The organism is Methanoculleus sp. (assembly GCF_036677455.1).
In the GTDB taxonomy this organism is placed as follows: Archaea; Halobacteriota; Methanomicrobia; order Methanomicrobiales; family Methanoculleaceae; genus Methanoculleus.
Map to the genome: position 1 here is coordinate 23,174 of NZ_JAVBWL010000004.1, position 14,582 is coordinate 37,755.

General features: G+C 62.4%; 11 protein-coding genes. 8 read left to right on the forward strand and 3 right to left on the reverse strand.

What is annotated here, in order from left to right; genetic code table 11:
- Positions 1–384: 384 nt before the first annotated feature.
- Genes V6K60_RS00975 through V6K60_RS00985 form a run of 3 tightly spaced genes read right to left on the reverse strand, consistent with a single transcriptional unit; the run spans position 385 to position 4,604 of the window.
- Positions 385–3,114, reverse strand: a complete 2,730-nt coding sequence (locus tag V6K60_RS00975) for a DEAD/DEAH box helicase (RefSeq protein ID WP_332448642.1) — start codon at positions 3,112–3,114, stop codon at positions 385–387.
- Positions 3,062–3,823, reverse strand: a complete 762-nt coding sequence (locus tag V6K60_RS00980; protein WP_332448643.1) for a metallophosphoesterase — start codon at positions 3,821–3,823, stop codon at positions 3,062–3,064. The genes V6K60_RS00975 and V6K60_RS00980 overlap by 53 nt, the downstream gene beginning before the upstream one ends.
- A gap of 7 nt (positions 3,824–3,830) precedes the next feature.
- A complete protein-coding gene (locus tag V6K60_RS00985) occupies positions 3,831–4,604 on the reverse strand; it encodes a hypothetical protein (RefSeq protein WP_332448644.1) in 774 nt (257 codons plus the stop codon).
- Between the two features lie 184 nt (positions 4,605–4,788).
- Between V6K60_RS00985 and V6K60_RS00990 the strand changes: the two genes are divergently transcribed.
- The 8 genes from V6K60_RS00990 to V6K60_RS01025 all read left to right on the forward strand — a co-directional run bounded on the left by V6K60_RS00990 (position 4,789) and on the right by V6K60_RS01025 (position 14,575).
- Complete coding sequence (locus tag V6K60_RS00990) at positions 4,789–5,757, forward strand: replication factor C small subunit (RefSeq protein ID WP_332448671.1); 969 nt, start codon at positions 4,789–4,791, stop codon at positions 5,755–5,757.
- A gap of 11 nt (positions 5,758–5,768) precedes the next feature.
- A complete protein-coding gene (locus tag V6K60_RS00995; protein WP_332448645.1) occupies positions 5,769–8,948 on the forward strand; it encodes an LAGLIDADG family homing endonuclease in 3,180 nt (1,059 codons plus the stop codon).
- 584 nt (positions 8,949–9,532) lie between these two features.
- Positions 9,533–10,750: a hypothetical protein gene (locus V6K60_RS01000; RefSeq protein WP_332448646.1), complete on the forward strand. Its 1,218-nt coding sequence runs from the start codon at positions 9,533–9,535 to the stop codon at positions 10,748–10,750.
- 134 nt (positions 10,751–10,884) lie between these two features.
- Positions 10,885–11,973, forward strand: a complete 1,089-nt coding sequence (locus V6K60_RS01005; protein ID WP_332448647.1) for a DUF4367 domain-containing protein — start codon at positions 10,885–10,887, stop codon at positions 11,971–11,973.
- A 59-nt stretch (positions 11,974–12,032) separates the two neighbouring features.
- Positions 12,033–12,386, forward strand: a complete 354-nt coding sequence (locus V6K60_RS01010) for a dihydroneopterin aldolase family protein (protein WP_332448648.1) — start codon at positions 12,033–12,035, stop codon at positions 12,384–12,386.
- A complete protein-coding gene (locus tag V6K60_RS01015; RefSeq protein WP_332448649.1) occupies positions 12,358–13,188 on the forward strand; it encodes a TatD family hydrolase in 831 nt (276 codons plus the stop codon). Before V6K60_RS01010 ends, V6K60_RS01015 begins: the two co-directional genes overlap by 29 nt.
- A 46-nt stretch (positions 13,189–13,234) precedes the next feature.
- Entirely contained in the window at positions 13,235–13,528 is a 294-nt protein-coding gene (locus V6K60_RS01020) for a DUF424 domain-containing protein (protein ID WP_332448650.1), read from the forward strand.
- A 3-nt stretch (positions 13,529–13,531) separates the two neighbouring features.
- Entirely contained in the window at positions 13,532–14,575 is a 1,044-nt protein-coding gene (locus V6K60_RS01025) for a 60S ribosomal export protein NMD3 (RefSeq protein ID WP_332448651.1), read from the forward strand.
- Positions 14,576–14,582: the final 7 nt, after the last annotated feature.

The following is a 14,582-nucleotide window of genomic DNA, read 5'->3' on the forward strand; positions in this document are numbered from 1 at the left end:
TTCTCCTGTTCCTGCCCTGCGGCCAGCCGCATATCGCCACGCACTGCCCCCCGCCCCGGGGGCGGGGGAGGAGGCCGAAGGCCGGGTGGGGTGGGGGTTACACTAATCTTTCTGGGTAGAGACAGGGGAGGGGGCGAGCCCCCTCCCCGTCAGCCCCTCCCCACGTGGCGATACCCACCACGGTCCACTGGATGGGATGATACGGGAAATGGGTGGAGCCCCGGCTCGCTTCTCAGGGTACGGCTTCCCATCGGCTATCCCCACGCACCAGTTATCAGACCCAGATCTTGAGCGCCTGAAGTGCGAGATGGATGTACTCGCAAAGTGAGCTCCCTGGCTCCACCCCCGTGGCAGGTCATACCCACCCGCCCGGAAGATCGCCCTTCACCAGTACCTGTGCGTCTTCACGTAGTTCCGCTCGGCCTTGAGGATCTCCCGGTAGAAGGCGTCCCCCTCGGCCAGGGTCGCGAGGATCCGGGAGGCCGCCTCCGGGCCGACGCCCTTTGCAGCGAGGGCGACCACGGCTTTCTTGCCGCTCGAGAGGACGATGTTTGCGTTCCGGAGGAACCTGACCTCGATTGCCCGCTCCTCCTCGGACTTGTCCTTCTTCTTCACCGCCGGGATGAGCTGCTCGTCCCAGGGTTTCAACGCCGCGATGAGGCGGGCGCTGCAGAGCGGGCACTGCGGCTTATCAGGGACCCGTTCCACGACGGTCCGGCTCTTCCACTTCCGGCAGTGCATGCAGAAGAGGACGACGTCCTCTTTCTCAAGGCGCCGCATCAGTGTCCCGATCACCGCCTGGTCGACCAGCGGCGGCGGAATCATGTCCCGTGACGACGAGAGCCCTTCGCTCCCGAGCGGGCTCAGCCGCCCTGCTGCGACGGCGATCTTGCCGTCGCGAAGACCTCTAAGGATCTCCTCTGCCGCATCCACGTCCATCGAGTTACTGAAGAGTTCCCGGTAGGCCTCTGCCGCGATGACGGTCCCGTTGAAGAGGTCGATGAGCCGGTGGATGCTGAACCGCTCGTAGTCGGCGTCCGCGTCGATGGCGCCGAACTTCTTTGCCACCTGCACCAGTTTCCACTTGAAGAGCGCCGTCCGTTTCAGGGCGAGTTTCAGGATCCCCGGGAGGTGCGCGGGCTCGAGTGCGGCTATCGTCTCCTGCACCTCAAGTGCGCGGACGTTTGCGGGCAGGCGCAGGAAGAACCGGTAGGCGCCGACCTCGATCCCGACGGCCGTCCCATAGCGGGCCGAGAGAAGGACCGAGAGCGCCCGGGCCAGCGCCTCGTTCGCCTTATGCCCGCCGCAGACGTTGCAGACCACTCCCTCGTCCGTGTTCTCGAGGGTGACGAGCCGGTCCGAGGGGACCGGGTAGTTGCCCTCGTCCATCCGTCCAATCCACCGCTCCGCGTAGGCGATCTCTGGCGAGAGGGCTGTATAACGGTCGAACGCCCGGGTCCGCCGGAGCGCCCCGACCTCCCGGGCGACGGCGAACGGCACCGGGATCTGTTCGCCTTCCCATGACGGGACCTCACCCTTCGCCTTCGTGGCCGGTTCGACCGAGATCCGGCCCCCCTCGATCTCGAGGACCCGCCAGAGCTGGCCCTTGGTGATAAAGACCGCGCCGGTGTGCATCCACCCGAGGACGAACGACTCGTCGAGCGTCCCGACTATCCGGCGCGAGACGATATCGAAGATCTCCATCTTTCGCTCGTCGTGGATCATCGAGAGGTTCTCGATGAGGTAGCGCCGTGCTCGCCCGGTCCGGACGATCCGGGTCCCATCGAGCCGGATCAGGCGGTGCTCCACCATCTGGCAGCAGACGCCGTCGAGGAGCGACCCAGAGCCTGCAAAGACGCCTGAGCGCTCGATCATCTCCCGGACGCGGGAGACCTCGATCTCCCCGTACTCGACCGCGATCGCCGCCACCTGGTTTGCCAGGACATCGGCGGCGCCGGCGGGCGGGACGATCCGCTCGCACTCGTTTGCCTTTGCCCGGCGTGCGATCACGAACGACTCCAGAAGGTCGTCAAACCCCGTGGCAAGGACGGTGCCGCGCGAGACGGCATCGAGGCGGTGGCCGGCCCGGCCGACCCGCTGTACCAGGCGCGAGACCTCGCGGGGAGAGCCGAACTGGACGACATGCTCGATGTGCCCGATATCGATCCCGAGTTCCATCGAGGACGTGGCGATGAGCGTCCGGACCTCGCCCTTCCTGAACCGCTCCTCGGCATCGACCCTGACGTCCCGCGAGAGCGAGCCGTGGTGGACCTCGACGTCCCCGCGGGGGTAGAGCTGGTGGCCGAGGGCCTCGGCGGTCACCCGGGTGTTGACGAAGACGAGGGTTGAGCCCGGAGCGTCCAGGCACCGCCCGACGGCCCGTGTCTGGGCGGCGAAGTCTTCCCCGGCAAACCGGACGGTGATATCGAGGCTGTTTGCGACCGGCACCTCGACGAGCGAGAACGGACGGGGGCCGCAGAGGAACCGGCCGATCTCATCCGGGTTCCCGACGGTCGCCGAGAGGCCGATCCGCTGGAACTCGCCCGCGTAGGCGGCCAGCCGTTCGAGCGCCACCGCAAGCTGGGCTCCCCGCTTGCTGTCGGCGAGCTCGTGGATCTCGTCGATGACGACATACCGGATATGCTTGAGGTGCCCGCGGAGACGTTTGCCCATGAAGATCGCCTGCAGGGACTCCGGTGTCGTGATGAGGAGGTCAGGCGGGGAGAGCGCCTGTTTCCGCCGCTCGTTCTGCGGCGTATCCCCGTGCCGGACGCCGACCGAGAGCCCGAGCTCCCGGCACCACCACTCCATCCGGGTGAGGATGTCCCGGTTCAGGGACCGGAGCGGGGTCACGTAGAGCGCCTTGAACCCCGGGCCGGTGGTGTCGAGGAGCCGGTCAAAGACCGGGAGCATCGCGCTCTCGGTCTTTCCCGTGCCGGTCGGTGCCACCAGGATGAGGTTTTTGCCTTCGAGCAAGAGCGGGATGGCCTGGTCCTGGGCCTCCGAGAGCCCGGTAAACCCGCGCCTCCGGGCGACCTCCCGCACCCGGGGGTCGAGGAGATCAACGGTCGTCTGCGGGGCAGAGCGTGGCCGGGGAGCCGACGTATGTGCCATCTGCTAAGAACACCTCCGCAGTCTTCTCGTCGATGCACCGGGAGAGGGGGCCAAGCCCGCTCTTCTGCAACCGCTGGATGTCGATCCCGCCCGCGAACTCGTTGAAGGCCGGGACGAAGAGGAGCCGGGTGCGGCGCTCAGGCGGCACCCCCGCCCCTTCCGGGAGGCACGCTCCATCGATCCCCGAGTAGAGGTAGGCCGGCCGGGCGCGTGCGGCGCACCCGACCGTATCGATCAGGGAGACGACCGGGTGGTGGTGGCCGAGGACGATGAGGTGGCCGAAGAGTTCAGGGGCGGGATGGGTGTGGCCGTGGAGGTAGCCGACACCGTCGATGAGCGTGCCGCCGGGAAGCAGGAGTTCGTCGTGCTCGAGGAAGCGGCCGATACCGCCGTCGTGGTTTCCCGGGGCGACGGCGATGGGCACGCGGTCCCGGAACGTTGCAAGGACGCCGGGGAGTTCCCGGTACTCCTGCCGGCTCGTCACCGGGACGTTGTGCTTGACGTCCCCGAGGAGGAGGAGGAGGTCGGGTTCCGTCTCCTCGATGCAGGCGACCACCCGGTCGACCCGGGCGGCGCTCCGGCTCGCGATGTGGACGCCGTGACGTTCGAGGCCCGACTCAATCCCCATGTGCAGGTCGGCGATGACCAGCACACGCCGGTCCTGCTCGACCAGGAGGGCCGGGCCGTTCTCAATAAAACGCAGGTGCATATCGTTGTCAGATGAGTTTGATCATGCCCGATGCGGGCTGGTAGCATTCCCCTTCGTCAAGGAGTTCTTCGAGCGCTCGCTTCGCGTCCCGTGCAGAGAGGCCGGCCCGCACCCCGGCGGCGACGGCGTCCTCGATAGGGACGCCCCGGGCACCTCCCTGGTCCTCGAGAGCGGCAAGGAGACGATCGCGCCCGATGCCGGGCGCGATCTCGCCGGGGGCGAGATCGGACCGGACGCTCTCAAGCGCCGTCCGTACCATCCCGGCCATCTCCCTGATATCCGCTGCTGTGGTGCCGTAGAGCCGGAGGGCGGTCATGGTCCGCTCATCGCCGCCGTTCTCCCGGAGCGCCTTATCGAGCGCTTCGAGGCGGTCGAGCGTCACGCCGGCGGTCATGAGCACCCAGAGGTCGCGGGCGGTGCGGTCCACTACGCGGAGGGCCTCGGCAGCGAGTGCTGCATGTGCTCGCTCACCGGTTCCGGCGAGCGTCGCCCGGCCGGTGACGGCGATGAACGCGGGCGGTTCGACGCAGCCGAGCGTCTCGACCGCGTCCGGGCTCTGCCAGTCGGCCGTGACCCGGAACGTCCCGGTGGGGTCGGCGATCCGGGCCTGCATCAGGTCGCCGCTCGCCCTCCGCTCGGTGAGGGCACCGACGACGAAGAGGCGGCGGCACCAGACGCCCGCGGGCGTCACCACGTAGGAGCCGTCCCGGCCGCCCCCGGAGTCCGCCGTGTGCCGCGCGGCGGAGAAGTCCCGCGCAAATACTCGTTCTGCAGGTTCCATACGGTTCCGTCCGCCCTGGAAGGAATTACCGGTCCCGGGGTGCCGAACCGCCGGCACTCCACGCGAACCTACGGTATTTCCATAGGGTATCCGTACCTACCTGTTCGCCCTTAACCCTCTAAAAAGGATCACCGGAGGAAGTGACGATGCTTTTACGATGCACGAGCACCAACATCCTATGCAAATGGACGACAGCCACACCATCTGGATAGAGAAGTATCGGCCCAGAAGACTCGACGAGATGGTCGGACAGAAGGATATCGTGGTGCGTCTTCAATCCTACGTGAAGACCGGCAACCTGCCGCATCTCCTCTTCACGGGCAGCGCGGGGATAGGGAAGACGACCGCCGCTGTGGCTCTCGCCCGGGAGTTCTTCGGCGACTCCTGGCAGATGAACTTCCGGGAGATGAACGCCTCCGATGAGCGCGGTATCGACGTCGTCCGGAACCAGATCAAGCAGTTCGCCCGGACGTCGCCGCTCGCCGGCGCGACGTTCAAGATACTCTTCCTCGATGAGGCGGACGCGCTGACGACGGATGCCCAGGCGGCCCTGCGGAGGACGATGGAGACCTACGCCCGGACCTGCCGGTTCATTCTCTCGTGCAACTACTCCTCGAAGATCATCGACCCCATCCAGAGCCGGTGCGCTATCTACCGGTTCAGGCCGCTCGACCGCGAAGCGGTCATCGAGGAGGTCCGGCGGATCGCGGCAGCCGAAGGCCTCACCGTCACGGAGGGGGCGCTCGACGCCATCGTCTACGTCGCCTCAGGGGATATGAGGAAGGCGATCAACGCCCTGCAGGGCGCCGCCATCCTCCGGCCCGCGATCGACGAGGAGATGATCTACGAGATCACCGCAACGGCACGTCCGGCGGAGATCAACGAACTCCTCGACCTCTCGATCGCAGGAAGGTTCGATGAGGCCGAGCAGGCGCTCATCGAACTGACCCGCGGCCGGGGCATCGCCCCGAACGAGCTGATCAACCAGTGTTACCGGGCGCTGGTCCAGCGCGACATCGACCGGACGCTCAAAGTGAGACTGATCGACGCCCTCGGCGAGACCGACTTCCGCCTCTCGGAAGGAGCAAGCAGCGATATTCAGATGGAGGCGCTGCTCGCCCGGTTTGTCCTCGCCGCAGAGCAGAGCCGGTGAGGATCCAGGCCGTGGACGAAGAGGTAACCGTCGAAGTCACCGACAACGTCGGTGAGTGGACGAAGTTTTTGAAGAAGCAGTACAAGCGGGAGCTCGCCGAGCTCTCCCGCGAGTACCCTCACAACCGGTCGCTCATCATCGATTACCGCAAGATCCTGAATAACAAGCTCGCGTTCGAGCTCCTGCGGAGCCCGGGCAAGGTCCTCGGGGATATCCGGGACGCGATCGTCCAGAACAAACTCTTGAAGTTGAAGGACGGCCAGGACCCGGAGCAGCTCAACGTCCGGTTCACGAACCTGCCGCAGAAGACCAACGTCCGGGATATCCGGGCCGACCAGATCAACACCTTCGTCGCCATCGAGGGGATCCTCAGGAAGACGACCGAGGTCCGCCCCCGGATCGTCAGCGCGGTCTTCCACTGCCGCACCTGCGGGAAGAACACCGACCCGGTCCCCCAGGGCTACGGGCGATTCGACGAGCCCGACTTCTGCCCGAACTGTGAGAGGAAGACCCGGCTTGACCTGGTCATGAACCGGTGCCGGTTCGTCGACGCCCAGAAGCTCCGGATACAGGAGTCTCCCGAAGGGCTCCGGGGCGGCGAGCAGCCTCAGACACTCGATATCGACGTCATCGACGACCTCACCGGCATGGTTGCACCGGGCGACCGGGTGGTGGTGAACGGCATCCTGCGATCGGTCCAGAGGATCAACTCCGGCCAGAAGAGCACCCTCTTTGACATCTACCTCGAGTGCAACTCGATCGAGATCGCCGAGAAGGAGTTCGAGGAGGTCTCGATCACCGAGGAGGACGAGGCGAAGATCATGGAGCTTGCCCGCGACCCAATGATCTACAAGAAGATCGCCCGGTCGATCGCGCCGACGATCTTCGGGACCGACGACGTGAAGGAGGCGATCGCGCTCCAGCTCTTCGGCGGTATCGCGAAGGATATGCCGGACGGCTCCCGCCTTCGTGGAGATATCCATGTCCTCCTGGTCGGCGACCCGGGTATCGCCAAGAGTCAGATATTGCGCTACGTCGTGAAACTCTCGCCCCGCGGGATCTACACGAGCGGCAAGTCGTCGACGTCCGCGGGGCTGACGGCGACGGCCGTCAAGGACGAGTTCGGCGACGGCCGCTGGACGCTCGAGGCCGGTGCGCTGGTCCTTGCCGATATGGGGATCGCCGCCGTCGACGAGATGGACAAGATGGCGAAAGAGGACCGGAGCGCGCTGCATGAGGCGATGGAGCAGCAGTGCTACGACGACGAGACCGAGGTCCTCACACAAGCCGGGTGGAAACTCTTCCGCGACGTCACTGCTGAAGACCGCGTCGCGACGCTCTCTTCCGACGGCAGGCTCGAATACGCATCACCGTCCAACTTTGTGGCGTCGGAGTACGACGGAGAGTTATACTACGTCAAGTCGCGGCAGGTCGACCTCGCGGTCACCCCGAACCACCGGATGTATGTCAACCTGAACCGACGCGCCGACGAGTGGGAAGAGTTCCGGCTCATCCGCATGGACGAGATCCCTATCCACAAGCGGATGCGGTTCAAGAAGAACGCCGTTTGGACGGGAGAGCGGCAAGAAGCCTACGATATCCCGCCCGTCGTCAAGTTCGCGAACCAGAATGCCGAAGGGAAACTCACCGATCCCGTCACCATCGGGATGGACGACTGGCTTGAGTTCCTGGGCTACTTCCTCTCCGAGGGCTCCGTCCAGCGGCATTACCAGACGGGGGTTCCCTACCGCGTGATCGTATCCCAGACGAACCCCGAATCGGCCGAGACAATCCGGCAGTGCCTTGAACGGCTTCCATTTAACTTCTCCTACGACGGCAAGAACTTCGCGATCAGTGCAAAACAACTCGCAGAACACCTCGCGCCGTTTGGGAAATGCCACGAGAAGTATGTCCCCGATTACGCGAAGAGTCTCCCCCCGGAGCAGATCGGGATCCTGCTCGACGCGCTCATGCTCGGGGACGGCTACGTCAACAAGACGACCGGGGTCTCGATATACACGACCTCGTCGAGGAAACTGGCCGACGACGTCACCGAGCTCCTGCTGAAGAAGGGGTGGTCCGGGAACATCCATCTCATGCGGGAGGCCGGAACCGTCACGCCCAACCCACGGGGCGGGACCTCGACCGTGAGCCATGACATCTACCAGGTGACCTTCATCCGCGACGGCCAGAACGAGCCGAACATCAACACAAACGGACAGCGGCATATCGAGAAGCGGCCGTATAAGGGCACGATTTACTGCCTTGAGGTCCCAAACCACATCCTCTATGTCCGGCGAAACGGCATCCCGGTCTGGTGCGGCAACTCGATCTCGGTCGCAAAGGCCGGCATCACCGCGACCCTGAAGTCCCGTTGCGCCCTCCTCGGCGCGGCAAACCCGAAACTGGGGAGGTTCGACCAGTTTGTTCCGATCGGGGAGCAGATCGATATGCCGCCCTCGCTCCTCTCGCGGTTCGACCTCATCTTCGTGATGACCGACCAGCCCGAGGCCGAGCGTGACGGGGCGATCGCGCAGCACATCATCAAGACGCATTCCGTCGGCGAGCTGATCAAGCAGCACGCCTACACGCCGCTGCCCGATGTCAACGATGCCTACATCGAGCGGGCGCTCTCACCGGTCACTCCCGATATCGATCCGACGCTTCTCCGGAAGTATATCGCCTACGCGAAGAGGACCTGCTTCCCCATCCTCTCGGAGGGGGCCCAGGAGGCGTTGATCGCCTACTACATGCGCCTCAGGAACCTTGCGGGCACGAACAAACCCGTCCCGGTCACCGCCCGGCAGCTCGAGGCGCAGGTCCGCCTTGCGGAGGCGAGCGCACGAATGCGCCTCTCGAACACCGTCGATACGGAGGACACCGACCGGATCCTCAAGATCGTGGACGCCTGTCTCCGGCAGGTCGCCTACGACGCCGAGACCGGGAGCTTCGATATCGACAAACTCGTGACCGGGGTCACGAAGTCGCAGCGCGACATCATCCGGTCGGTGAAGGAGACCATCCGGAACGTTTCCGGCGACTCCGGCGGCCAGGCGAAGGTCGACGAGGTCATCGACATCCTGCTACAGCAGGGCTTCTCCCGCGACAAGATCGAGCACACCCTCGAGCAGCTGAAACGGGGCGGCGAGGTGCTCGAGCCGCGGCACGGGCTGGTGAAGCTGATCGGGTGAGGGGATCGAACCAGGTCCCCCTTCGCGCCTCGCGGTGCTCGAGCTCCGGCTCGAAGCCTGATGGCTTCTCAAACTCCAGACATTCCGTCCATCGCACCCGTTGCACTTCGCGTGATTCGACAGAGTGGGTAGTGATAGAGCCTCACGCGAAATGCGATGCTCAGGAGCGCGACTGCCGGGACGTGCGAAGGCCACGAAGGAGTGTCGCACAGCGAAGCTTGGCGGCTTTTCGAACTTCCATTCCTAATTCATTGCGTGTTCTCCGCGACGTAAACCGCACCGCCTACCTCTCTTTGAGAATGGCCTCTCTCCTGTGTCCGCGTCCCCCAGGGCTGGATCGGACACCCCATTTTTGCAATCAGCCGAGGGACGTGTAGAGGATTGTGAGAGAAATGCTATATAGCTCCGGGTATATCTCCTTGTGCGGAGGCTCAAAACAGCGTTCGCAAAACGGCGGAGGCTCGCCCCATCCATCCAAGACCGGGTGAACCCCCCCACTGCCCGGAGGCAAGAGAGTAGTTCGCGTTCCACGTACTTAAGGTTGCGCCTCTTCTGCCTCCGGGGATGTTCCAGGAGGAAAGTAAATGAACGGAAACATTGGAATGCGGGCCCTCTCCGCGCTCTTCGCCGTGCTGCTGGTGAGCGTGGGCGTTGTGCCGGCTATGGCTACCGGGGAACTACAGGATAGTAAAAGCGAGACTCATCGTTCGATTTCCCCGGATTATCTAAAGGATGCAAAACCTGCAACACCACTCGAAGAGTCCGAAATGATCTCGATCGTTGTCCCGTACAAGTTGACTTTAACGAAGGATGCTCGTCAGGATGCAAACATCGTGAATATATCATTCTCAGTATCTGAATTTGATGAGCAGTTCACATGCATGGCGGATCATCCAGGGTACCATATCTTCAAGGGAATCAATGAAAATGAGGAAGTCGCGGTTTTACGGATGCCAAAAACCATGTTTGGTTATCTAAATCAGAATCCCACTACGATCAACATCAATTTCCCCACGGAATATTTCACAGTTTATCCAAATGTTGGAGAGATGGAGAAGTCTATCGGTGGGGGAATAGCCAGATCTATTCAGGCAGGTGATCCACTGTCATATGAAATATCGAGAGGAGACTGGGATTTATATGCTGAATGGATTCAATTCAACCACAAAATCCCCCGACAGATTACGTATCTGACGGGTAAAATAACTCCATATTACTACTCAAACAGTGAGTATGGATATTGTGCCTATCATGAGAGAGAGATCTACCTGAATGAAGGAGACACAATCGAACTGGTAGTTGCATACCACGATCAAACCGATGGAGGCAAGGTGCTGCTATTCCCGGCAATCTGGGATGATCCTGCGCCCGATCCAATCTACCCCCTGCCCTTCATTGAGGTTTCCCGCAGTTCGTTGCCGCATGAATATGAGTATTACTGTGGGATCGGGGTCGGAAACAATGTTGGGACTTATGAACTATGGTTCCACGATGCAAGCACTGACAACTGGTGGTACTACCGATACGATGATGATACATCTCCTAGCACATATATAGACCATTTAGATGGTTCATCTGAACTGTGGCTTGATCCAGTGGCAAGCGGATATTTCTTCATGGGTCAGACCATCCCGGTGAAGGACGAATGGAGCTGGGAAGGTGGAATTTGGTATAAGCCGAGGGCTGCGTTTGAGTACAATAACGGCCCCACCCCCGACGATTACGTGCATATCGACTACTATTGGGGGGGAGAACTGAATCAGGAACTATTTACGCGCTCTTATTGTGACTCCAGATGGTGAAACATCCATTTCCACTATTTTTACAGAGAGGTCTCATGAGATGAAGAAAGATATTATTTATGATGTAAACGCGAACGTCGATACCTGTCCTGACACGACATGTAAGGCGGCTACTATCACTGAGTTGATGATGGATGGTTCATAAGTATCTCTTGCCGGTCATTCTGTTTGCACTGATAGCAGGGTCAGGCTGTACAGATGTCTGGAACACAAAAGTGGCAAGCGATGACATCGTCGATCAGTTTACCGCACGTCAAGAAAGCATCAGGGACTACTCAACGATTCTTTCAAAAACAACCGGTTTAACCATCGAGGCCCCGGTCTTAGAAACGATGAGCATAACTGTGAAAAAGCCCTATTGCTATCGGGTTGAGTATCTCGTTTCCCCGAAGGTAGGGGTCGGTACCCTTGCAGTTTCTGATGGGAGAGATCTATGGTGGTACTACCCTTCGGAGAACCGTTACCAGCATGGAAACATAGACGATCCGGCGCAAACGATATTTACTGAACTGGATTACCAGACGACTGCCAGCACAATCCTGAAGGAAAACGAACCGACATACATCGGCGAAGACGTTATCGATGGAGAGACGGCATATGTTATCGAGGCGATGCCGGATGATCCGCTGAAGTACTCCCCCGTTCTCTTCTCACGAGTTCGCATCTGGATTGACAGCGATGCGTGGGTAGTGAAAAAGATCGAGTTCTTTTACGAATCCGAAATGCCGATTGTACGAGCCGAATACTCAAATATACGGATAAACACCGAGGTTTCGAGCGATATCTGCACGTTCGTCCCGCCCGAAGGCGCGCAGCCGGAACCAACACCGGACCCGGCCGGCCGGGTAACACCCCTGCATGCGTCTACACCAGAGCAGGCCCAAGACCGGTTCGGCTCGTATATCCGGATCCCCGCTTACGTCCCGGAAGGATATACGTTCCATTACGCTCTGTTCTACGGGAAAGCGGAGGGCCAAACGTCCCAGTTTTATACCCGGGGAAACGAGGAGTTCCGGATCAGGGTGATTTTCCCGCCCGAAAAGTCCTGCCCGGAACTCCTGACCGGAAACGCGACGCAGGTGGTGATCGACGGGACCGCAGGGACGTACGTCGTCGGCAAAGGGGAGAATCAGCTCCGGTGGCACGATGAAAACATCTCGTACTGCATCACCGGTTTGCTGAGCGAAGAGGAGATGGTGAAGGTGGCGGCCTCCATGGAGTGAGGCCCCGGCGTGTTGCCCGGGGCGCACCTTCTTACTCCCATACCCCAAACCTACTAACCATGATCACCGACCGCGAGAAAGCGGCGTTTGAAGCCGGTATCAAGCTCGGCGCCCTCTACCACCAGTTTGTCGGGACGCCCATCGCCCGCGAGACCGCCGCCTCCGTTGAAGCCGCCATTGAGCAGGCCGTCGGCCTCCAGCCCTACGTGACGGATATCCGCGTCCGGCTGAACCGCGATATGATGGTCTCGAACCGGTTCGGCTACTCAGAGCTCGCCGGGAAGATGTTCGATGCCGAGATCACGACCGAGGTCGGCGCGACCGCCTGCCGGGCCCGGCTGCACCTCGAGGACGACTACCCCATGATGGAGATCGTCGAGTTCCATGAAACCACCTGCGATACCGATCACTGACGACCATATCCACATCGACCCGGCAAACGGCCGGGGTGTCGAGGCTGCAAAGGACTTCCGCCGCAGCGGGGGGACGCACATCTTCCTGGTCGCAAAGCCCTCCTGGTCGCTCGGCATCGAACCCTCATCGGGCGAGGACTACCGTGAGGTCTTCGACGCGACGCTCCGGGTGGCCGAGCTGGTCCGGGAGACCGGGCTCGTCGTCTACCCGGTCCTCGGCGTCCACCCGGCGGAGATGAACCGGCTTGCCGAACGGATGACCCTTGACGAGGCCGCTGCCGTCATGATGGGCGGGCTCGACCTTGCGGCCCGCTACGTCGAGGAAGGGCGGGCGGTTGCCCTCAAGAGCGGTCGGCCCCACTACGAGGTCGCGCCTGAGGTGCTTGCCGCCTCAAACGCAGTCCTCTACCACGCGCTCGAACTCGGTGCCGACTGCGACTGCGCCGTCCAGCTCCACGCCGAGAGCGGCCCCTGCACCGACGTCGTCGATATGGCAGAGCGGGCAGGCATCCCGGTCGAGCGGGTCGTCAAGCACTTCGCAACCCCCGACACCCCCCTCATGCCCTCCTTCATCGCGCGGCACGAGGAGATCCCCGCGCTCGCCCGGGCCGGCCGATGGTTCACGATGGAGAGCGACTACATGGACGAGAACTCCCGGCCCGGCGCGGTCATCGGGCCGAAGTCCGTCCCCCGGTTCACGCGCCGCTACATCGAGGAAGAGCTCATCACCGAAGAGGACGCCTGGCGCATCCATCAAGAGACCCCATCGCGCACCTACGGCGTGGATATCGTCCTTCCCTGACCGCACCAGCGCACCTTTTTGAAGACTCCCGTCCAAGAGATCTGAGATGCACCTGAAGATTCACCGCATGCCCGGCGCCGGTGAGGTGGTGGCTGCCTGCGACGCAGAACTGCTCGATACCACCCTCGCGCACGGAGACGTGGAAGTCTGTATCACCGGAGGATTTTACGGCACGGAGCGTGTCGCCGAGGAAGAGGTCAGGGAGGCGCTGATCTGCGCGACGAACGCTAACATTATAGGAAAGCGCGTCGTAGCACTCGCCATCGCCATGGGACTGATCGCCGAGGAAGACTGCATCATGATCGGCGACGTGCCCCATGCCCAGATATTCAGGATATAACCTATGACCATACAGACGAGCATCTGCCCTCGCTGCGGCCAGCCGACCGAGGAAGGATTCTGTCCGCAGTGCCGGGCCGCGGAGGTCCGGCTGCTCACCTGCACTCCCCGCGTGACGGCCGTCTACTGCCCGGTTTGCGAATCGCAGAAACGGGGGAAGACCTGGTCGGACCTGCACATGCCGCGCGAGGACCTCATCGCCGAACTCGCCGTATCGGCGACGGGTATCCATGAGGACGCAAAAGACATCCGGGTCACCGTTCGGCCTGAGGAGACCGGGCCGAACAAGACGACCTGCACCATCGATGTGGAGGCGACCCTCTATTCAGTCCCGGTCCGGGGGACCTGCACGACCGAGATCCTCTGGCAGAAGGAGTCCTGCGACCGGTGCAGCCGGATCTCCGGGGGCTACTATGAGGGAATCGTCCAGGTGCGGGCCACGAACCGGAGGATCAACGCCTACGAGCGCGAGGTCGCGACGAAGATCGCGGAGCAGGCCGAGGAATCGCTCCAGCAGGGGGGCGACCGGTTCTCGTTCATATCGGATCTCCAGGAGACGAAAGACGGCGTCGACATCACCGTCGGGACGCAGCACCTCGGCCAGGAGATCGCCCGGATGGTCACGGGGGCGCTCGGCGGGCGGTTCACGACCCACCCGAAGTTGGTCGGCGAGAAGGAGGGGAAGGCGCTCTACCGGATCACCTACTCCATCCGCCTCCCCTTCTACCAGAAGGGCGACGTGGTCGTCTCACGGGGCGGCTACTTTGAGGTGCGCGATATCGACGGCCACCGCCTCCGGGTCTTCGACCTCCAGAGCGGCCAGGGCCGGACCCTTGCCGAGGACGAGATCGTGCGCCTTCTCGGGAACGTTCGCGAGGCCGAGTCCGCGATCGTCGTCTATACGCAGCCAGACGTCGTGGGCTTGATGGACCCGAAGACCTACGTGACCCGGGAGCTCGACCCGGTGCCCTGGACGTTCCCGGTGGAGGGACAGCCTATCCGGGTGCTCCGCGACGAGGAGCAGGACCGCCTGGTCATCGTCGGGTGACCCCCGC

Coding starts and splice junctions, on each gene's coding strand:
- V6K60_RS00990 (WP_332448671.1), top strand. CDS start 4,789: ATGGACGACAGCCACACCATCTGGATAGAGAAGTATCGGCCCAGAAGA.
- V6K60_RS00975 (WP_332448642.1), bottom strand. CDS start 3,114: ATGGCACATACGTCGGCTCCCCGGCCACGCTCTGCCCCGCAGACGACC.
- V6K60_RS01015 (WP_332448649.1), top strand. CDS start 12,358: ATGAAACCACCTGCGATACCGATCACTGACGACCATATCCACATCGAC.
- V6K60_RS01020 (WP_332448650.1), top strand. CDS start 13,235: ATGCACCTGAAGATTCACCGCATGCCCGGCGCCGGTGAGGTGGTGGCT.
- V6K60_RS01010 (WP_332448648.1), top strand. CDS start 12,033: ATGATCACCGACCGCGAGAAAGCGGCGTTTGAAGCCGGTATCAAGCTC.
- V6K60_RS01000 (WP_332448646.1), top strand. CDS start 9,533: ATGAACGGAAACATTGGAATGCGGGCCCTCTCCGCGCTCTTCGCCGTG.
- V6K60_RS01005 (WP_332448647.1), top strand. CDS start 10,885: ATGGTTCATAAGTATCTCTTGCCGGTCATTCTGTTTGCACTGATAGCA.
- V6K60_RS00985 (WP_332448644.1), bottom strand. CDS start 4,604: ATGGAACCTGCAGAACGAGTATTTGCGCGGGACTTCTCCGCCGCGCGG.
- V6K60_RS00980 (WP_332448643.1), bottom strand. CDS start 3,823: ATGCACCTGCGTTTTATTGAGAACGGCCCGGCCCTCCTGGTCGAGCAG.
- V6K60_RS01025 (WP_332448651.1), top strand. CDS start 13,532: ATGACCATACAGACGAGCATCTGCCCTCGCTGCGGCCAGCCGACCGAG.